This window comes from Halosimplex salinum (assembly GCF_003730195.1).
Classification (GTDB): domain Archaea; phylum Halobacteriota; class Halobacteria; order Halobacteriales; family Haloarculaceae; genus Halosimplex; species Halosimplex salinum.
The window spans coordinates 1027746-1047499 of record NZ_QWGG01000001.1; the positions used below are offsets into that span (position 1 = coordinate 1027746).

Consider the following 19754-nt stretch of genomic DNA (forward strand, 5'->3'; position numbering starts at 1 on the left):
ACCAGGTCGCAAGCGTCGACGCGATCCCCGCCTCTGTCGGCGACATCGACGCGGACGAGGCGGAAGCGGCCGCCGAAGCCGCCGAAGACGACGACTGACGGCCGTTTCCCCGTAGTTTCTCCTTTTTCGATTCTCACCGTCGAGCCGTGCGCTCCACGGCGAATCGTCACAAGAACTTTGCCACTGGTCCGAACAGTACCACCCAACGACGGGGAACCGTCACTCGATTACGATGTTAGACAGACGCGCAGTTTCGACGTACGGTGTACTGGTCGTTCTCGCGGTCGCGGTCGTCGGTGCGACGGGGGCGCCGGCGGTCGCGCTCGGGGGAACGGACTCGCCGACGGCGGGATCGGCCGCCAGCGGCGATGCGACGGCGTGTTCGATCGCCGGACCGGCGGGGAGTGGGTCGGTCGGCGCGGCGGCGACAGCGAGCGGACACTCGCGGGAGAGTTACCCCGACGCGCCCCACATGGACGTCGCGCGCGGCGACATCGCGGCTATCGAGACCGGCATCCTGCGGGGACGGACCGGGACGGTCCGGATCGAGTCGGTCGGCGGCGAGTTCAACGTGAGCCTGACGTTCGCGAACAACGACGGTCGGAAGCCGGCGACGCTCTACGTGAACACCTACCTCGCCGGGAACGAGTCGGCGGTCGACGACCTGGCGTACACCGCGGGCGACGGCGACCGCGTCTCCGTCGACGGCCGTTCCTCGGTCTCGGGGGCGCCGATGCCGACCGGCGCCTACGACGTGACCGTCGAGAAGAAGTCCGGGACGGAGCGAGAGCGGTTGACCATCGACGACCCGTCGGTCGACGACTTCACGCTCCTCCGTGCACCCGGCGACCGCTTCGAGAATCTCAGTACCGAGCGCGCCGTCAACGAGGGTCTCCGGTCGGGCGTCGTGTCGGACCCGCCGCGGATCTCGGGCGGCGACCGGGCCGCCGCGCTCGGCGACACGATGGTGTACAGGCTGAACGCCAGCGGCCTCTACGGCCTGCTGGCCGCACAGGGCGGCGGATCCGTCGGTGAGAACTTCCTCGCCATCGAGGGAGACGATGCGACGCGGGCGCTGGACCTGGGTATCACCCGCGGCGACGGCTGTCCGCCGTCCGTCGACGTGCCCGCCAGCGTCGGTGACGGGACGATGCACGTCATCCCGGATTCGACGAACGAGACCCTGTATCTCGCGACCGACCTCCGACGGGCGGCACTGACGGGGAGTAGCGGGTGGGACAGCGCCACTGCACGGGCCAGCGTGTCCGTCTTCGACCGCACGCACCTCTCCGATTCCAACGTGACCAGATCGCTCGAATACGAGATCCTCGACCGCGAGATCGACTACGACCCCGCCGGAGAGGCCATCCGGCGCCAGGCGGCGTCCGGCCAGCGGATCGGCGGCGAGACGACGCTCGCGCCCGGCAGTCGGCTCACGCTCGACGTCACTGCCTACGACGGCGACTACGAGACGCAGGCGGTGACAGAGGTCGACGACGACGGGACCTTCGACACGACGGTGAACCTCTCCGAAGCGCCGGACGACGCGCGACTGACGCTCTCCGTCGCGGAGGTCGACGGGTCGATCACGCTCCTGACGACCGGTAACGCCCCCGAGACGGCCGTCTGGTTCCAGGAGTACGAGAGCCCCAGCACGGAGGAGGCGACCACGATAGACGGCGTGCGCGTCGCGCTGGACGACCCCGGATTCGTCGCGGCGTACGCGGTCCCGCCGGACGAGCAGGTCACCCACGCGGATGTGATCGGACGCTCGGCGTACCTCCAGTCGGGGGTCCACACCACTGCGGTCGACCTCGACCGACCGCTGACCGACAGCAGAACGGTCGTCCTCGCGGTGCACCGTGACGACGACGGCGACGGGCAGTTCGACTACCCGGCCGACGACAGCCCGGTCCGCGTCGACGACGAGGCGGTGTACACGGCGGGGAGAGTCCTCCTGAGCGGCGACGGGTCGTCGCCGCCGATGGACCCGGAGTATCTGCGCGTCAGCCTGCTGCCGGCCGACGAGATAGAGGGGACGCCGGTCCCGACGGCGACGCCGACCGACGAACCGACCGCGACGCCGACCCCCTCGCCGACGGCCGAACCGGTCGGGACGACCGAACTCCCGCCGCCGACGCTCCGCGGCGAGGAGACGCCCACGCCCGACCAGTCGGGGACGGACGCACCGAACGGGACGGCCGTCTCACCGACCGTGAACGGCACCGTCGGTCCGAACGGGACGGCGGCTGCCAACGTCACTGACGGCGACGGACCGACAGAAGGGTTCGGACCCGGATTCGGCCCCGGTGCGGTGCTCGTCGCCGTCGCGGTGCTGGTCGGCGCCGCGCTCGTCCGACGGTCCTGACGGGCGTCGGCCGGTCGTAGCGGGGAGACAGCGTCAGAGAATCCGTTTTCCGAGCGCGCTGGCGACGAGTTCGACTCCCAGTTCGGCGGTCCGGTTGTGGTCGTCGAGGATCGGGTTGACTTCGACGATCTCCAGCGACGCGAGGTCCTCGCCTGCGGTGCGTGAGACGATCTCCATGGCGGTGTGGCCTTCGCGATAGGAGGCCCCGCCGCGGACGGGCGTCCCCACGCCGGGCGCCTCGGCCGGGTCGAGGAAGTCCATGTCGAGGCTGACGTGGATCCCGTCCGTCCCGTCCGCCGCGACCGCGAGCGCGTCGCGCGTCACGTCGGGGAGCCCGCGCTGGTCGACGTCGGTCATCGTGTACGTCGTCACGCCGCTCTCCCGGAGTGCCCGACCCTCTTCGTCGTCGACGTCTCTGAGGCCGACGATAGCGACGTTTTCGGGGTCGACGGCGGGTGCTTCGGCCCAGCCGCCGGCGAACGACCCGCTGCCGAGTATGGCGGCGACGGACATCCCGTGGACGTTGCCGCTGGGCGTCGTGGCGGGGGTGTTGAAGTCGGCGTGGGCGTCGAACCAGACGACGCCGAGGTCGCGGTCGCGCGCGACGCCGCCGACGGTACCGATGGCGATAGAGTGGTCGCCGCCGAGCACGAGCGGGAAGTGACCGTCCTCGACGGCCGCGGCCACGTCGTCGGCGAGTTCGCGGCACACCCGTTCGGTCGCGCCGAGGTACTTCGCGCGCCCCTCGGACGGCTGCCCCTCCGTCGGGTCGGTCGTCACCGGACTCGGCACGGAGACGTCGCCGCCGTCGTCGCAGGTGAGTCCGAGCGAGTCGAGTTCGGCCGTGAGGCCCGCGTACCGGAGCGCTGAGGGACCCATGTCGACGCCGCGTCTGTCCGCGCCGAGGTCCATCGGGACGCCGAACACGCGCACTGGTCGGTTCATGCGACGGCGTTGGAGACCGAACGGGAAAACGGTCGGGGCTACCGGCCCGGCGGCGTCGGTCTCCGCCGACTCGTCAGAATTTGAAGGTAGGCGGGTTCTGCCCCGGGGGGACGGCGAACCGCCGGACGACGGTCCCGACCCCACCCCCCACCGCACCGACGAAGCCGAACAGCGGACCGAGGACCACCAGAGCCACGCCGGAGAACAGCGCCCTGAACAGGGAGTACTCCCCCGTTTGAACGAACCACAGGAGCAACAGTCCAGCCGTGACCACGACCGCCGATACCGCCAGACCGAGTACGACCGCGCGGAAGGCGGCCACGGCGCCTTCGAACCACTCGCGGCCCAGCGAGAGCCCGGTGAGAACGCCGGCGAGCGCGACGACCGCGAGCCCCGTCGGCCCGATAGTCGCTGACAGTCCGTCGAAGAACACCCCGGCGAAAAACAGGGCGACAGTCGCGGTCGCACCGAACACGACCTGTCGCGGATAGTCCCCGAGTAACGACTGCTGACCGCGACCGAACCTGTCTCTGACCTTCATGCCGGGCGTTCACATGTATGTCTGATAAATGTACTGTCAGTCTGGGCTACTCGTACTGGCTGCAGACGCGTTCGACCCCTTCGTCGAAGGATATCTCGGGTTCCCAGCCGGTCGCCTCGCGCATCTTGGTGGCGTCGGCCATGGTATCGTGGACGTACACGTCCTCGGGGATCGGGTTCTCCGCGTAGACGGGTTCGACGTCGGTGCCGAGGTGGTCATTCAGCACTTCGACGAGGTGGTCGAAGCTGTACTGCTCGCCGGTGCCGAGGTTGTAGACGCCGGTGAGTTCGTGGTCGGCGGCGAGTTCGAGGCCGCGCACGATGTCGTCGACGTGCGTGAAGTCTCGAGTCTGCGAGCCGTCGCCCCAGATCTCCGGGTTGCGGCCGTTCGCGATATCGTCGGCGAACTGCGCGATGAGATTTGCGTACTCCCCCTTGTGCTCCTCCGCGCCGTCCTCCATCCCCTGGTACACCGAGAAGAAGCGCATCCCGGCCATCGACATGTCGTAGTGGTTGCCGAAGTACTCCGCGTACTTCTCGCGCGCGAGTTTCGACGCCTCGTAGCCGGTGTTTACCGTCACGGGCATGTCCTCCGGCGACGGTTCCGTGCGGTCGCCGTAGATCGAAGACGTGGAGGCGTAGACGACGGTGTCACAGCCGTCCTGTCGGGCCTGGTCGACCGTGTTGACGAACCCCTCGACGTTCACGCGCGCGCCGCGAGTCGGGTCCTCCTCGTGCATCGCGTACGAGGAGAGCGCGGCGATGTGGAAGACGACGTCCACGTCCGTCGGGAGGTCGTCGTCGAGGACGCTTCCCTGCACGAACTCGACCGTCTCGTCGAGGTTGTCGGGCGTCCCGAGATAGCAATCGTCCAGGGCGACCACGTCGTTGTCTGTCGCCAGGTGGTTCGCGAGGTTCGACCCGATGAAGCCCGCGCCGCCAGTGACCAGCACTCGTTGTCCTTGCATACGCGACGATGCCGTCCGGCGGATACATAAATAGGCGCCTTTTAATGTCGACTGTCGAACTTGTCGTCCCGTCACGTGATAACAGACTACTCGCGCGTAGCTCGGAGACGGCGGATTTTCCCCGGCGACGGCCGTCCACCGCCGGCTTTAATAAATTCAACGACGAATACCTCGGTATGTCATCAATCGAGTTGACGCCCAGCCAGAAAAACATCCTGCAGGAACTCGTCAATCTCTATCGGGAGTCCGAGAGCGCCGTGAAAGGGGAGGACATCGCCGACAAGGTCGACCGGAACCCTGGTACGATCCGAAACCAGATGCAGAGTCTCAAAGCCCTCCAGCTCGTCGAAGGCGTCCCCGGCCCGAAAGGGGGGTACAAGCCGACGGCGACGGCTTACGACGCCCTCCAGATCCAGGACATGGACCAGGCCGCGGACGTACCGCTGGCCCACAACGGTGACGACATCCCCGATGCGAACGTCGAGGAGATCGACCTCACCAGCGTCCACCACCCCGAGCAGTGTCGCGCCGAGATCCAGCTGCAGGGGTCTATCGCCGACTTCCACGAGGGCGACACCATCACGGTGGGTCCGACGCCGCTCTCGAAGCTCCAGATCATCGGCACGCTCGAGGGGAAAGACGACACCAACAACAAGCTCATCCTCACCATCGACGACATGCGCGCGCCCGCCGGCGAACCCGAACACTGACCGAACACCCCGTTCGACTCCCTTCTACACTGTCGAACGTTCTCTCTCGGTGACTCGATAGCGCCCGTCGATCCTGTACGTTCGTGATAGACAGCGGCGGATGCGGCCGATACTCGGCACGGATTCAAAGGGTTTGTATCACCCGCCTACAGAGTCCCCGGCATGAACGAGAACGTCGTCGTGCTCGGGTCCGGATACGCGGGCGCGGGCGCGGTCAAGAGCCTCGAATCCCACCTCGACGGTCGGGCGAACGTCACCTGGGTCTCCGACGTCGACTACCACCTCGTGCTCCACGAGTCCCACCGGTGCATCCGTGACCCCAGCGTCCGAGAGAAGGTCACGATCCCCGTCGACGAGATCAAAGAGCCCTCGACGACGTTCCGCCAGGGGACGGTCGAGAACGTCGACACGGACGAGCGCGTCGTCGAACTCGCCGACGGTGCCGACGTCGAGTACGACTACCTCCTCGTCGGGATCGGCTCGCGAACCGCCTTCTTCGGCATCGAAGGCCTCCGGGAGTACGCGCACACGCTCAAGAGCCTCGACGACGCGCTCGCGATCCACGACGCCGTCTCCGAGGCGGCGGCGGCCGCGACACGCGACGAGCCAGCGACGGTCGTCGTCGGCGGCGCCGGTCTCTCGGGCATCCAGACCGCCGGCGAGATCGCCGAGTACCGCGACGACTACGGCGCGAACCTCGACATCGAACTCGTCGAGGGGCTCGACCGTATCCTGCCGAACAGCGACCCGCAGCTCCAGGGCGCGCTCCGCAAGCGGCTCGAACAGGCCGACGTGAACATCCACACCAGCGAGTTCATCGGCGAGGTCGACGAGGAGACCGTCTACATCGGCGACGAGATCGAGATGGACTACGACGTGCTCGTCTGGACCGGCGGCATCACGGGCCGCGAGGCCATCGAGAACGCCAACGTCGACAAGGACGACCGCAGCAACCGCATCTTCGCCGACCAGACCTTCGAGACCGACGACGACCGCGTCTTCTCCATCGGCGACGCCGCCATCGTCGACCAGCCCGGCGACGACCCCGCCCCGCCGACCGCACAGGCCGCCTGGCAGGCCGCCGAGGTCGCCGGCAAGAACCTCGCGCGCCGCGTCAAGGGCCAGCCGCTCACCACCTGGACCTACGACGACAAGGGCACCGTCGTCTCCGTCGGCGAGAAGGCCGTCGCCCACGACGTGAAGTTCTTCCCGCTCTCGACTTTCGGCGGCAAGCCCGCCGAGCTGCTCAAGAAGGGCATCGCCGCCCGCTGGATCGCCGACGTCTCCGGCGTCGGCAACGCGCTCGACGCCTGGCCCGACATGTAGGAGCCGTCTTTTTCGCCGGTGGATGTCCTCACGCGCTCTACGAGCGCGCTACGGGCACCCACCGACCAAAAACATGGGTGAAAACACCGTCAGAGCAAGCTCTGACGATGTGTCGTTCGCTCCGCTCACGACACAGGCCGCATCTCGGCCTTCGGCCTCGATGCGGTCAACCGCGCTCGCTTCGCTCGCGCGGATGCTCTGTACAGGTAACCTACTCAGCAAATTGCGGTGGCGCGCGCTGTCGCGCCGTTTATGGCGCGACAGCATCGTGCGAGGGATGAGCGAAGGAACGAAGTGACTGAGTGAATCGGCTGGGGAGGTATGAGGCGCGGTGCTGTGCAGTTCCTGGTGAACTGAAAGGGCGAGGCGCGCTCGCACCGTAGGGCAGTCGCTGGTCCGGCACTATCTGAGTGAGCGGAGCGAACGAATATATCCGGGCCAGCGGCCGCGAGCGGACCGAGGGCTTTCAGCGCATGCTGTCGACTCTGATCGCGTTCGTTCAGCGCCCTTTCACAACACTGGAACCAGAAACGACTGATCAACGAGCACGCGAAGTAATCGGACGCCGACCAGCATTTAGCCGTCGAAGCCACCACCGTTAACGGCACCCCCTTCCTACGGAGTGGCATGCATCAGACACGCCGCCAGAGAACGCGGACGCGGAGAAGACGATGGTAGACCTCCTGTTCTCGGTCGGGCGGTTGTTCGCCGCGCTATTTCTGGTCGCGCTGAACGGCTTCTTCGTCGCCTCGGAGTTCGCCTACGTCCGGGTCCGGTCGAGCGCCGTCGACCAGATGGTCGCGGAGGGGCGGAGCGGCGCGAAGTTGCTCCGGAACGCCCTCGACAACCTCGACGACTACCTCGCGGTGACCCAACTCGGGATCACCCTCGCGTCGCTGAGCCTCGGGTGGATCGGCGAACCGGCTATCGCGGCGCTGATTGACCCGGTGCTGGGCGCTGTGTTCCCCAACGCCCCGATCCATCTCATCGCCATCGGGATCGGGTTCTCGATCATCACGTTCCTGCACGTCGTCTTCGGGGAACTCGCACCGAAGACCATCGCCATCGCTCGGGCCGAACAGATCGCGCTGTTCGTCTCGCCGCCGATGAAGTTCTTCTACTACATCTTCGTCCCGGGGCTGATCGTCCTCAACGGGACGGCGAACTACTTCACGCGGATGATCGGCATCCCACCGGCCTCCGAGACCGAGGAGACGCTCTCCGAGGAGGAGATCCTGACCGTCCTCACCCGCTCGGGCACCGAGGGCCACGTCGACGCCGGCGAGGTCGAGATGATCGAGAGCGTCTTCGAACTGGACGACATCTCCGTCCGGGAGGTGATGGTGCCGCGACCGGACGTGGTGAGCGTCTCGGCCGACACGCCGCTCTCCGCGCTCCGGACCCAGATCATCGAAGAGGGACACACGCGCTATCCCGTCCTCGAGGCGGACGACGAGGACCAGGTCGTCGGGTTCCTGGACGTGAAGGACGTCCTGCGAGCGAGCGAGACGGCCGACGACGACGCCTCGATCACCGCGGGGGACCTCGCGCGCGAGATGCCGCTGGTCCCCGAGACCGGCCGAGTCGACGACCTCCTGACGGAGTTCCAGACCGAACAGAGCCAGATGGCCGGCGTGATCGACGAGTGGGGCTCCTTCGAGGGCGTCGCGACCGTCGAGGACGTCGTCGAACAGGTCGTCGGCGACATCCGCGACGAGTTCGACGTCGACGAGCGCGAGCCGTCGATCGACCGCGAAGCCGACGGCACGTACCGTATCGACGGGGCCGTCGTGCTCTCCGAGGTCGAGGACGAACTCGACGTCGAGTTCGACTCCGTCGACGTCGGCACGGTGGGCGGGTACATCCTCGACAGACTGGGACGCGCCCCGGAGGTGGGCGACCAGGTGGCCGTCGACGGCTACCAGTTCACCGTCGAGACGGTCGACGGCGCCCGGATCGACGACGTCGAAGTGCGAGAGACGGGGCCCGACGAGACGGCTGAAACCGACGGACACGATTCGCCACCGGCAGAGGACGACGCCGAGTGAACGCTTCGGTGACTCGTTCGCGATCGCGTCTCACTCCGCGCCGAGCCCGATCCCCGGATGCCAGCGGTCGACGCCGGCCTCGTCGGCGGCGGCGTCCATGTCCGCGAGCACGGAGACGGCCTCGCTGGCGACCTTCGCCGCCTTCCGCTCGCCTTCCGTGCGGAACTCGCCGGTGACGCGGTTCGCGTACACTGTACAGACTGCCCCCGCGCGGAGGCCGTAGAGGTTCGCGAGCGTCAGGATCGACGCGGCTTCCATCTCGAAATTGAGGACGTTCGCCGCCCGGAGGTCCTCGACCAGTTCGTCGCTCCCGGCGGCCTCGAACCCGTCGAACCCGGGACGGCCCTGTCCGGCGTAGAAGCTGTCGGTGCTGGCGGTGACGCCGACGTGGTAGTCGTAGCCGAGGCGCTCGGCGGCGGTGACCAGCGCGGCGACCACGCGGTCGTCCGCGCTCGCGGGGTAGTCCTCGCGGACGTACTCCTTGCTCGTCCCCTCCTGCCGGACGGCGCCGGTCGTGATGACCAGGTCGCCGACCGAGGCCTCCTCGCGGATGGCGCCGCAGGAGCCGACCCGGAGGAGCGTGTCGGCGCCGACGCGGGCGAGTTCCTCGACCGCGATAGCAGCCGACGGCGACCCGATCCCCGTGGAAGTGACCGAGATGGGCGTCTCGTCGTAGGTGCCCGTCGCCGTGCGGTACTCGCGGTGCTCGGCGACCACCTCCGACGCGTCCCAGCCGTCGGTGACCTTCTCGACGCGTTCGGGGTTTCCGGGGAGGAGGACGCTCTCGGCGACGTCCCCCCGGCCGACTTCGAGGTGGTACTGCTCAGCGTCCTCGTTCGGGTCTTCGCTCGCGGGCGTTTCGCCGGTGGCGTCCGCGTCGTCCGCGGCGGGCCCGTCCTCACTCATCCTGGACCATCTCCCGCGTGATCGTGTCCGGCAGGAGTTCGCCGAGCGTGGACTCGACCGGCCCGTCCGCGCCCTCGCGGACGACGACGAACGACTCCTCGCAGAACTCCGCGAGCGACTGGCGACACATCCCGCAGGGCGTCACGCCGTCCGCCGCGGCCGAGGAGACGGCGATGCGGTCGAACTCGCGGTGGCCGTCCCTGACCGCCGCCCCCAGAGCCACCTCCTCCGCGTGGAGACTGTTGCTGTAGTTGGCGTTCTCGATGTTACAGCCCGTGTAGACGCTCCCGTCGGCGGTCCGCAGTGCCGCGCCCACCTGGTAGTCCGAGTAGGGGGCGTACGCGGCGTCGACGGCCTCGCGCGCCTGATCGAGTAGTTCACTCATGCTCTGTGGCACGGCCGGACGCGACTAATAGCCGGGGGACGTGAGCGCGAGGGCGGAGACGTGAGCGCGAGGGCGGAGACGGAAGCGGGAGGAGGGAAGAACGAGCGGACGCAGTCGGTCAGGCGTCCTCGACCGCCCCGCGAACGACGGCGGTGACCGTGTCCACCAGGTCGTCCACGTCGTCGCTCTCGGCGTAGACCCGGACGTACGGCTCCGTGCCGCTGGGCCTGACGAGCGTCCACGAGCCGTCCGGCCGTTCGATCCTGACGCCGTACTCCGTGTCGACGGTCGCGTCGGGGAACTCCCCCGGCAGGCGTGCTTCGACCAGTTGCATCGCGTCCGCTTTCCGGTCGTCGGGGCAGTCGACGCTCACCTTCCGGTACGGTCGTTCCGTGATCGGGTCCCGCAGGACGGCGAGCCCGGGTCCGGCGACGAGGCGGGCGAGGACGGCCGCGCTCGCCACCGCGTCGATCCAGCCCCCGAAGGCGGTGTGGATATGCTTCCACGGCTCCGCGGCGAAGACGACCTCGGTCTCCTCGCTCCCGCCCTCGCGGGCCGCGGCGATACCCTCGTGAAGCGCTCCGAGTCGGACGCGCTCGACGCGCCCGCCCGCCGCACGGACTCGTTCGTCGATGCGGGCCGAGGCGTTGGGCGTCGTCACGACGACCGGATCCCCGGCCTCACTCTCCGCCGTGTAGTGCTCCGCGAGGATGGCGACGACGGTGTCTTCGTGGACCACCTCGCCGTCGGCGTCGACGACGACGATCCGGTCGCCGTCGCCGTCGTGACCGAGCCCGAGGACGGCGTCGCTGTCCGCGACGTACGATCGCAGGTCCCGGAGGCTCTCGGCGGTCGGCTTGCTCTCGCGGCCGGGGAAGTGCCCGTCGACGTTCGCGTGGATCGCCGTCACGTCCGCGCCCAGTTCACGGAGCACCTGCGGCGTCGCGACGCCGGCCACCCCGTTTCCGCAGTCGACGGCGACCGGGAGTCCGTCGAGTGGCGCGCCGTGACCGCGGGCGAATCCCGCGACCGCGTCCCGATACGCGCCGAGCACGTCGGCGCGCTCGCTCGTCCCCCACTCGTCCCAGGCGACCGGATCCGGGTCGTCCGCGACGCGTGCTTCGATCCGCGCTTCGCTCGCGTCGTCGTACTCCCGGCCGTCCGCGAAGAGTTTGATCCCGTTGTCCGTCGGCGGGTTGTGACTCGCCGTCAGCATCACACCGCGGCGCTGCTGGGCGGCGTAGGCCAGCGCCGGTGTCGGCACCTGCCCGATCCTGGTGACGTCCGCGCCGGCGCTCAACAGCCCCGCCTCGACCGCGGCGGCGAGGCCCTCGCCCGTGGTCCGCCCGTCGCGGCCGACGACGAACGAGTCACCGTCCGCGCCCGCCGCGCGGCCGACCGCCAGTGCGAGTTCCGGCGTCACCTTCGACTGCGCGTCGCCGCGGATACCCGCGGTTCCGAAGAGGTCCATACCCGTTTCACGGCGTGACCACCAATAATCGTAGTGGCACGCGTCCGCGAGAACAGGCGATGCTCGCCCGTCGCCGTCGCTCTCCGTGAGAGAAGACGAGAGAACGGAGTCGCGGTGCGCGTTACTCGGCGCCGTCGAAGTTCGGGAAGTCCTCGATCTCGACGCCCTCCTCGGTGACCTCGGCGACCCAGACGCCGTTGCCGGAGCCGGTGTCGCGCTCGGCGGCCGCGCGGACGCCAGCGATGGCGGCGCTGCGGGCCTCGTCGAGGTCCATGCCGTCCTCGTAGCGGTCCTCGAGGGTCCCGTAGGCGACGGTGAGCCCGGAGCCGGTGACGGTGTAGTCGTCTTCCATGACGCCCCCAGCGGGGTCGATGGAGTAGACGTGCGACCCTTCGTCGTCGATGCCGCCGAGGATCGGGTTGATGGCGAAGAACGGACCGCCGCGGGCGAAGTTGCCCGCCAGCGTCGAGAGGGCGGTCATGCTCATGTCCTCGCCGCGGCGAGCCTCGTGGAGGTCGACCTCGGCGCGGAGCGAGCGGATGAACGACTGGGCGCCGCCGACGGAACCGACGAGGGTCAGGGCTGCCGTCGGGTGGATCTGCTCGACCTTCTGGACGTGCTTGTTGGAGACGAAACGGCCGCCCAGCGAGGCGCGCATGTCCGTGGCGATGATGACGCCGTCCTCGGCGGTGATCCCGATCGTCGTCGTCCCGGTCTCGACGACCTTGTTCTGGTCGCCCTGCGGGGACTCGTCCGGGAACGAGCCGATCTCCGGCTCCGTCGGGTCCGGGATCCCGGCGTCGTGGCGCTGCAGATTTTGCGAAAACTCCGAGTCGGCGAATGGGTCGCGCATGGTAGACGGCTATCAGTCCTGTGCTGATAAAACCACCTTTTCGATCGCTGCTCGTACCGATTGCGTCCCGCGAACGACGCCGCTCGAGGAGCGAGGCGAACGACGGATAGGCGGCGAAAAGCGACCGTTCAGGCGGTTCGCGTGTCCATCTCCTCGTACGTCTCGTTGACGCGACTGACGGCGCGGTGGACCGGAATCGTGACCCCGACTTTCCGCATCGCGACCGCCAGCGGGAACAGCAGGATGCCGGCGAAGAGGGTCAGCTGATACAGCGCGAACACGGTTGCACGGTTGAGAGTCGAACGCATCGTGGTGTGCTCTGTTCTCCAGCAGTCGCAGTATATAAGCCTTCCCCACGGCTCCGGGGTGTGTAGTGAACGATCGTGACGTAGTACACCGCCGCGGTCATGCGATTACGCTCATCGCGGGTTCGGCGCGAGCGTGACCCCGTTCTTCGGGTCCGAGTCGGTAAGGGGCCGCTTGGTGAGCAACGGAGTCGCCATAACTTATGAGCACCTTTCGGGTTACGTGCGCGCCTGTCGAGAGGCCGCCGAGCGGGCGGCTCGAACACCGGTCGCGGAATCCGTCGAACGGAACCGGTCTGACGGAACCGGTCTGACGGAACCGGTCGCACGGGTCGACCAGCCGCGTTCGGAGCGACCGTGCGAGCGAGCGACGGGAGGAACTGCGGACCAAAAACCGGATTACGGAGAAAGGCGGAGTAGCGTGTATGAACTACATCGTAGTGATGGAAGCCGCCTGGTTGGTTCACGACGTGGAGAACATCGACGACGCCATCGGGGTGGCCATCAGCGAGGCCGGCAAGCGCCTCAACCAGAAGGACATGGACTACGTCGAGGTCGGCGTCGGCGCGACGAACTGTCCCGCCTGCGGCGAGCCGTTCGACTCCGCGTACATCGCCGCCGACACGGCGCTGGTCGGCCTCGTCCTCGAGATGGACGTGTTCAACGCGGAGAGCGAAGAACACGCCCAGCGCATCGCCAAGAGCGACGTGGGCGGCGCCCTGCGCGACGTCCCGCTCGACGTCATCGCGACGGAACCCACCGGAGAAGAAGACGACGACGAGTAGCGCCGCGAGCCCCCGCTCACTGCGCCGCGAGGCGCGTCCCCGTGTCCGCACTGACGAGTAGTTCGGCCACTCGCTCGACGGCCTCCGTGACTTCCGGTTCGCTTCTCAGGAGGACGGTTTCGCTCGGGAACAGGTGTTCGCCGACGGTCAGCCCGTGGTCTCTCGCCGTCCCGCCCGAGACGGTGAGGTAGACGCCGATCCCGGCCTCAGCGATGGCCGCCTCCTCCTCCTGCCCGTCGGCCGGGTAACAGAAGTCGATCCCCTCGATGGCCTCCGTCCCGAGCACGCCTTCGACCAGCCGCTCGTAGCGCGGCGAGATGCAGAACTGACCCTCGTAGCCGTCGACGAACTCCCTGGTCAGGTCGACGTCCTGCTCGCCGGCGACCTCGCGGGTCGCGAGCAGGGAGTGCCACACCGTATCGCCGAGGCCGGCGACCAGTCGAACGTCCGTGTCGTGCGGGTCGACGCGGTCGTTGACCTCGGCGAGTTCGGCCAGCGGTTCGGGCCTGAGCTCGACGACCTCTTCGAGGAAGAGGTCGGCGCTGTCGAACCCGAGCGGCATCTCGTGTTTTCGCAGGGCCCGGAACGGCTCCTCGCGGCCGACCAGACGCAGTTCGAGGTCCTCGTCGACCGGAACGGTCACGCTGTCGAAGACGATCCGGCGAGGCATCTCGGCGCGGTCGTCCCTGACGAGCGTGTACTCCGGCGCGGTCGGGTCGGTCTCGTCGCTGTACGTCGCGAGGCGCTCGTAGACGTCGCCGGTCGCCGACTGCTCGCCCTTCGTGACTGCCTTCTCGTATCTGAGCGTCGAGGCGATGTCGTCGGACAGCCCGGCCGTCCCCGTCTCGTCGGCCAGTCGGTCGAGGACCGCTTCCAGGGGCCGCCCCTTTCGCGGCACCGCGACGCTGACGGTCGTCATTGGTATTCGGCACGAAAGCGGACGGTAAAACGAGTCCGATCTCCGGCTGTCGGAGCCGCTGGTTCGCGGTCGTCGCCCGTTAGCTGCCGCCGATGACCGAGGAGAGCTGCTCGCGCCACTCCTTGAGCTCCTCGATCTCGTCGTAGATGTCTTCGATGTCCGACTTCACGTCCTCCACGTCGATGTCGCCGACCTGTTCTTCGAGGTCGTCGAGGTCGCCCTCGACCTCCTCGACGGTCCCCTCGACGCTGTCCACGTCGCTCTGGACCGATTCGACGTCGTCGAGTACCTCGCTCATGTCCGACTGGAGGTCGTCCATCGAGGACTCGACCGAGTCGACAGTCTCCTCGACGCTCGACAGCGACTCCTCGTGGCCGGAGGCCATCTCCTGGACCTCCTGGAGGTCGGACTCGAAGGACTCCACCTGCCCGCGGAACTCCTCGAGCATCTCGTCGCCGGTGCCGTTCTCGTCGAGGAACTCCTCCAGCGCGCCCGTGTAGGCGAGGAGGTCCGAGACCTCCGTCTGGAGGTGCTGGATGCGCGCGTCGACGCTGCCGCCGTTGTCGTCGGCGAGGTCGAACGCCTTGCGGAGGAGCTTGACGTCCTCGGCGTCGACGTTCTGGTTGCGGATCTCCGAGGCGAGCGCGCCGACCAGCGAGTCCACGTCCGCGTCCTCGACCGCGACGCTCCCGCCGGATCCGCCGCCGGACGACCCGCCACCGCCGGAGCTACTGCTCGCGTCCGCGGGTTCGTTCGGGTCTTTCAGGTTGAGCGTCTCCACGTCCTCGTCGGTCGCCTCGCCGTTGTCGTCGTCGTCGAGTCCCGGGACGGCGTCGCTGTCGCCCGAGATCACGTCGCGGACCACGTCGCTGCCCTGCTCGTCGACGACCGGACCGTCGTCGTCGAGCGGCGGGTCGACGTTCTCGATGGTCGGCGTGGTGAGGAACTGTTCGACGTTGTCGGTCCCGGTCGCCCGGATCCCGTACACCGTCGTGTAGTCCGCACCGGCCTCCAGTTCGCGCTCGAAGGTGATCTGGTCCTCGTCGATGGTCCAGTACTCGCTCCCGTACTCGGGGTGGAACCCCAGGTCCTCGACCTCCACGTCCTCGGGCACCCGGTCGACGATCGTCACGGTCACCGTCTCGGACCGCGCCGACTGGATCTCGAAGGCGATCGCGGGTACCGGGAACTCGTCCTCCTCGAACCGCTTGTCCACCGTCACCCCGTCCGAAGAAACGGACACCTTTTCGTATTGCTGTGAATCGCTCATGTGTTCTCTCTCGTTTAGCGACCAACTTAATGATACTTATTGTCCGCAGTTCGTCATTTCAAGCGAGAGGAGTGAACGAACGCGGTTTTCGGCGGATCCGGAACGCCAGTTCGGGACTCCGTGTGCGCCCGTCGACCGGGCTAGAGGTCGAACCGGTCGCCGATCTCGACGACCTCCAGCGTCTCCGGGTAGTCGAAGCTCGCCGCGTGGTTGTGGAGGACGGTCGGCTCGGTCGTCATGCCCTTCCACATGTCCCAGTGGCTCGGCACGAGCGTGTCCAGCTGGAGCTCGTTGGCCGCCTCGACGATCATGTTCTCGTCGCTGTACCACCGCGTGCGGACGTCTTCGCCGGTCTCCTTGTCCGGGATGTTCCCGACGGCCCCGAACGCGAGGACACCGACGTCGATGTCGTACGTCTCGCCGACCTGCTCGAACTCCCCCGGGCGCGCGTCGCCGCCGTGGAAGAACGTCCCCGCCTCGTGCTCGAACACGAGCGACACCGGATGGATCGCGTCAGGGTCGTTGGCGGGTTCGACGTGGACGGTCAGTTCGCCGAGTTCGATCGTGTCGCCCTCCTCGATCTCTTCGAGTTGGTCCTCACTCACGTCCCACTCGCCCGTCCAGTCCTGCTCCGCGATCACGTCGTGGCCCGAATCGGACGTGTAGTAGTCGGCCCCGGTGTTTTCGAGGATCGGCGCCTGACTCGGCCCGTGGACGTGGTCGATGTGCTCGTGCGTGCCGAACACCGCGTCGGCCTCCTCGACGTCCTCGGGGTCGAACGGCACCGGGATCATCCGAACCGTCCGCGGCGGGTCGCCGATGCCCAGGTACGGGTCGATGTAGACGGTCGTCCCGTCGCTCGCTTTCAGGATGAACCCGTTACAGCCGAGGTACCAGACGGCCAGCGTGTCCGGCGATGCGTCCTCCACCGCGCGCGGGAGCCAGTCGCCCCAGTCGCTGCCTGCTGCTGTCATACGACTGTCTGCTCGTACCAGCGGCTAAGTAGTTGCGTTTTCACGCCGTCGAGACGAAGTGGCGGGCCGAAAACGGCGAGATTCAGTCCTCGCAGCAGCCGCCGGCTTTGCCGCCGAAGTCCACCGTCAACGGCTCCGAGATGATCTCGTTGAGTTCCTGCAGGCGTAGTTCGAGTTCGTTCTGCACTTCGAGGTACTCGGACATCTTCGGCTTCTCGTGGAGGTCCTCCTGTGCGTCCTGGAGGGTGCGCAGATCCTCGCGAGTGGCCTCGCCGGTCTGGCGCGCGAGCATGAACTCCTCGCGGATCTGCTCGAACTCGCGGATCTCCTCCTGGAGCTCCTCGTCGGCCTCGACCTCCTCTTTGGCCGCCTGGTAGCGCTCGTAGAGGGGCATCTCGGCGATCGTGTCGCCGAGCTCGCGGGCCAGCGCGTCCACGTCCTCGCTCGCCTCGCTCCGCGTCGCGTCGGTCTCGATGCTCATTCTACTCTCGTTTGGTGCCTCGCGGTTTTCAAGGTGCCGACTCCATGCGACCCGGGGGCTCTCGCGCCCGGAACAGCGGCCTCAGCGCCACTCCGAGTCGGTCGCGTCGAGCGGGCGGAAGCCGAGTCGCCGTCGCACTCGATCCCTGAACGCCGCGGCGACCGCGACGGGATAGGCGACCGCGAGGACGGCCGAGCGAGCGACGACCGTGGACGGGAGCGGAATCTCGACCGACTGGAGGAGCGCGAGCCCGGCGAGCCCGGCCGCCCCGCTGACGACGTAGAGGGCGACGACGAACACGGCGAGGCGGCGGGACGACCAGTCGCCGGCGACGAACGGGTAGCTCCCGCCGACCGCGACGACTAGCGCGGCTGTCTGTGGCGGCCCCGCGAACAGGTCCGCGCCCGTGAACAGCGCCCACGCGACCGAGAACGCGGGAAAGAGCGCCAGATAGAGGCCGAGCGCGGCCAGCACGAAGGCGGCCGTCGCGTCGGCCCACGAACGAGCGGACATGTCCGTGTCTGCGTCCGCGAGGACGATAGTCCCGGCGACGGTCAGCCGAGGAACAACACTTCGATGATGGCGAGGTAGACGAGCGTCGACCCGAAGAAGGCGACCACGAGCACGAAGAAGGGATTGAACCCGCCGTACGTCTCCCGGTCGGCCTGGCTCGGCGGGCGGCCGTGCCACGTCTCCGGCGCGCTCTCGCGCTCCTCGAAGAACCGCGTGCGGGCCGCGAGGCGGGCGGCGACGATGGCCGTCGGCAACGCGAGGACGAACGCGAGGAGGCTAGCCGGATCCCCACCTGCGGCGTCGAGGATCGGTAACTGGAGGGGCATCGCTCGGTCGTACCGCCGGCTATCCCGTAAACGCTCACCCGCTGCGGCCGGGCACACGCCTCCCGAGGGCTTTTCCGGCGTGCCCCCGAAGGCCAGATATGGTCTCTGAACTAGTCGTCGGTGGGCTGCTCGCGTTTCTGGTGTTCGGCTTCCTCCGATTCCAGGACAGCATCGTCTCCGCGCTGACCCGCGCACGGGGCGGCGACGAGCGCGTCGTCGTCGAAGACCCCTGACCGAGGGCGCCGTCGGTTCTGCCGGTCTCGACAGTCGCCGAGCGACTGCAGTGTGACGCCGAGACGGGACCGGTCCGTACCGCGGGGGTTTTACCCCGCGAGCCGATACGAGAGCCTAATGAGCCAGGAATCGCAGGATAGGACCGAAGGCGACCTCACGAAGACCGGCATGTCCCTCCGGCACGACCGCGAGTGGGACTACGAACTCGACCGCATCGTCGACGCCGTCGAAGAGCGGGACGCCGAGACCGTCGGCCTGCAGTTCCCCGAGGGGCTGAAGCGACGCGGGCCGCGCGTCGCCGACGACCTCCGATCGGAACTCCCCGACGACGTCAGCGTCATGCTGTCCGGCCAGCCGTGTTACGGCGCCTGTGACCTCGACACCTACCTGATGCGCCGGACGGACGTGTTCGTTCACTTCGGCCACAGCCCGATGAAGGAGTCGGACAAGATCATCTACGTCCCTCTCTTCTCGAACGTCGACGTCTTCCCGATCATGGAGCGCGCGGTCGACGAGCAGTTGGCGCCGGCCGAGGAGGACCCCGACGTGGGCCTCGTCACGACCGCCCAGCACATGAACAAGTTCGACGAGATGCGCTCGTGGCTCGAAGAGCGCGGCTACACCGTCCACACGCGCAAGGGCGACGACCGCCTGACCCACGAGGGGCAGGTCCTGGGTTGCAACTACGCCAGCGCGGACGTGGACGCCGACCAGATGCTGTACGTCGGCGGCGGCAAGTTCCACCCGCTCGGGCTCGCGATGGAACACCCCGACAAGAACGTCGTCATCGCCGACCCGGTCAACAACGCCGTCTCCGTGGCGGACACTGAGAAGTTCATGAAACAGCGCTACGGCGCGGTCCACCGCGCGATGGACGCCGAGGAGTGGGGCGTCATCTTCTGCACCAAGATCGGACAGGGTCGCTGGGACAAAGCCCAGGAGATCGTCCAGAACAACGAGAACGCCTACCTCCTCACGATGGACGAGGTGACCCCGGACCGCCTGACGAACTTCGGGCTCGACGCGTACGTCAACACCGGCTGTCCGCGTATCACGACTGACGACGGCCCGCAGTTCAAACAGCCGATGCTCACCCCGCAGGAGTACCACATCGCGATCGGCGAAGAGCCGCTCGAGGCCCTCGAGTTCGACACCTTCCACGACACCTGGTGAGCCGGATCCGTCGCGGTTCGACCGCCGATGGACGGGGCATCGGCCGCGATAACAGGTGGCACAACCGTACACCACTGGACACGGAGTGTCGCGTATGCATCGGTCCACGAACGAGAGTGGGAACCGTCCGCCGGCCGGTGCTCGGCGCTCGGCGGCGGCCTCCGACGCGGGTCCCGACGGATACGTCGCGTACGAGGGAACCGGGAACGGAGACGGGCACAGCGCCGGACGACCCGGAACACGTCGGCCACGCC

The 19754-nt window shown here is 67.9% G+C and carries 21 protein-coding genes; 7 read left to right on the top strand and 14 right to left on the bottom strand.

Translation table 11 applies throughout. The features are described 5' to 3' along the window. The first annotated feature begins 232 nt into the window (after positions 1-232). A complete protein-coding gene (locus D1409_RS04990) occupies positions 233-2368 on the top strand; it encodes a DUF7282 domain-containing protein (protein WP_123534617.1) in 2136 nt (711 codons plus the stop codon). A gap of 33 nt (positions 2369-2401) precedes the next feature. Here D1409_RS04990 and rocF read toward each other — a convergent pair whose 3' ends face one another. The 3 genes from rocF to D1409_RS05005 all read right to left on the bottom strand — a co-directional run bounded on the left by rocF (position 2402) and on the right by D1409_RS05005 (position 4821). Continuing rightward, complete coding sequence (rocF, locus tag D1409_RS04995) at positions 2402-3313, bottom strand: arginase (protein ID WP_123534619.1); 912 nt, start codon at positions 3311-3313, stop codon at positions 2402-2404. Positions 3314-3386: 73 nt separating this feature from the next. Then, positions 3387-3854, bottom strand: coding sequence for a hypothetical protein (locus D1409_RS05000; RefSeq protein ID WP_123534621.1), 468 nt, complete (start codon positions 3852-3854; stop codon positions 3387-3389). A gap of 46 nt (positions 3855-3900) precedes the next feature. After that, positions 3901-4821: an NAD-dependent epimerase/dehydratase family protein gene (locus tag D1409_RS05005; RefSeq protein ID WP_123534623.1), complete on the bottom strand. Its 921-nt coding sequence runs from the start codon at positions 4819-4821 to the stop codon at positions 3901-3903. A 176-nt stretch (positions 4822-4997) separates the two neighbouring features. Here D1409_RS05005 and D1409_RS05010 point away from each other — a divergent pair, with 176 nt between their 5' ends. The 3 genes from D1409_RS05010 (at position 4998) to D1409_RS05020 (ending at position 8905) form a co-directional block, all read left to right on the top strand. Then, a complete protein-coding gene (locus D1409_RS05010; protein ID WP_123534625.1) occupies positions 4998-5531 on the top strand; it encodes an HTH domain-containing protein in 534 nt (177 codons plus the stop codon). A gap of 162 nt (positions 5532-5693) precedes the next feature. Continuing rightward, a complete protein-coding gene (locus D1409_RS05015) occupies positions 5694-6857 on the top strand; it encodes an NAD(P)/FAD-dependent oxidoreductase (RefSeq protein WP_123534627.1) in 1164 nt (387 codons plus the stop codon). A gap of 671 nt (positions 6858-7528) precedes the next feature. After that, a complete protein-coding gene (locus tag D1409_RS05020) occupies positions 7529-8905 on the top strand; it encodes a hemolysin family protein (RefSeq protein WP_123534629.1) in 1377 nt (458 codons plus the stop codon). Positions 8906-8935: 30 nt separating this feature from the next. Here the strand turns inward: D1409_RS05020 and D1409_RS05025 are convergent, their stop codons facing one another. The 5 genes from D1409_RS05025 to D1409_RS05045 form a co-directional block, all read right to left on the bottom strand. Continuing rightward, positions 8936-9811 (bottom strand): nucleoside phosphorylase, encoded by an 876-nt coding sequence (locus D1409_RS05025; RefSeq protein WP_123534631.1) that lies wholly within the window; start codon positions 9809-9811, stop codon positions 8936-8938. Beyond that, entirely contained in the window at positions 9804-10196 is a 393-nt protein-coding gene (cdd, locus tag D1409_RS05030; protein WP_123534633.1) for a cytidine deaminase, read from the bottom strand. Before cdd ends, D1409_RS05025 begins: the two co-directional genes overlap by 8 nt. A 118-nt stretch (positions 10197-10314) precedes the next feature. Further along, on the bottom strand, positions 10315-11667 hold the full coding sequence (locus tag D1409_RS05035; RefSeq protein ID WP_123534635.1) for a phosphohexomutase domain-containing protein: 1353 nt from the start codon (positions 11665-11667) through the stop codon (positions 10315-10317). A gap of 121 nt (positions 11668-11788) precedes the next feature. Continuing rightward, positions 11789-12520, bottom strand: coding sequence for an archaeal proteasome endopeptidase complex subunit beta (psmB, locus tag D1409_RS05040; RefSeq protein WP_123534637.1), 732 nt, complete (start codon positions 12518-12520; stop codon positions 11789-11791). Positions 12521-12648: 128 nt separating this feature from the next. Further along, the gene (locus D1409_RS05045; protein WP_123534639.1) at positions 12649-12828 is read right to left on the bottom strand and encodes a hypothetical protein; all 180 of its coding nucleotides are present in this window, start codon (positions 12826-12828) and stop codon (positions 12649-12651) included. A 422-nt stretch (positions 12829-13250) separates the two neighbouring features. Between D1409_RS05045 and D1409_RS05050 the strand changes: the two genes are divergently transcribed. Next, positions 13251-13610 carry a DUF555 domain-containing protein gene (locus D1409_RS05050; protein ID WP_123534641.1) on the top strand — a complete coding sequence of 120 codons (360 nt, stop codon included), beginning with the start codon at positions 13251-13253 and terminating at the stop codon, positions 13608-13610. Between the two features lie 16 nt (positions 13611-13626). On the opposite strand, the gene D1409_RS05055 is transcribed toward D1409_RS05050, so the two are convergent. The 6 genes from D1409_RS05055 to D1409_RS05080 all read right to left on the bottom strand — a co-directional run bounded on the left by D1409_RS05055 (position 13627) and on the right by D1409_RS05080 (position 18093). Beyond that, positions 13627-14529 carry a cupin domain-containing protein gene (locus tag D1409_RS05055; protein ID WP_123534644.1) on the bottom strand — a complete coding sequence of 301 codons (903 nt, stop codon included), beginning with the start codon at positions 14527-14529 and terminating at the stop codon, positions 13627-13629. A gap of 79 nt (positions 14530-14608) precedes the next feature. Further along, positions 14609-15799, bottom strand: a complete 1191-nt coding sequence (locus tag D1409_RS05060; RefSeq protein WP_123534648.1) for a hypothetical protein — start codon at positions 15797-15799, stop codon at positions 14609-14611. 140 nt (positions 15800-15939) lie between these two features. Further along, positions 15940-16773 (bottom strand): MBL fold metallo-hydrolase, encoded by an 834-nt coding sequence (locus tag D1409_RS05065; RefSeq protein ID WP_123534650.1) that lies wholly within the window; start codon positions 16771-16773, stop codon positions 15940-15942. An 82-nt stretch (positions 16774-16855) separates the two neighbouring features. After that, complete coding sequence (locus tag D1409_RS05070; protein WP_123534652.1) at positions 16856-17254, bottom strand: YlbF family regulator; 399 nt, start codon at positions 17252-17254, stop codon at positions 16856-16858. A gap of 81 nt (positions 17255-17335) precedes the next feature. Continuing rightward, complete coding sequence (locus D1409_RS05075) at positions 17336-17767, bottom strand: hypothetical protein (protein WP_123534654.1); 432 nt, start codon at positions 17765-17767, stop codon at positions 17336-17338. Between the two features lie 41 nt (positions 17768-17808). Then, positions 17809-18093 carry a hypothetical protein gene (locus D1409_RS05080; protein ID WP_123534656.1) on the bottom strand — a complete coding sequence of 95 codons (285 nt, stop codon included), beginning with the start codon at positions 18091-18093 and terminating at the stop codon, positions 17809-17811. 98 nt (positions 18094-18191) lie between these two features. Here D1409_RS05080 and D1409_RS25540 point away from each other — a divergent pair, with 98 nt between their 5' ends. Together D1409_RS25540 and dph2 are read left to right on the top strand one after the other, a co-directional pair. Beyond that, positions 18192-18326, top strand: a complete 135-nt coding sequence (locus tag D1409_RS25540; RefSeq protein ID WP_268895808.1) for a hypothetical protein — start codon at positions 18192-18194, stop codon at positions 18324-18326. A gap of 118 nt (positions 18327-18444) precedes the next feature. Then, positions 18445-19500, top strand: a complete 1056-nt coding sequence (gene dph2 / locus D1409_RS05085) for a diphthamide biosynthesis enzyme Dph2 (protein ID WP_123534658.1) — start codon at positions 18445-18447, stop codon at positions 19498-19500. Positions 19501-19754 lie beyond the last annotated feature (254 nt).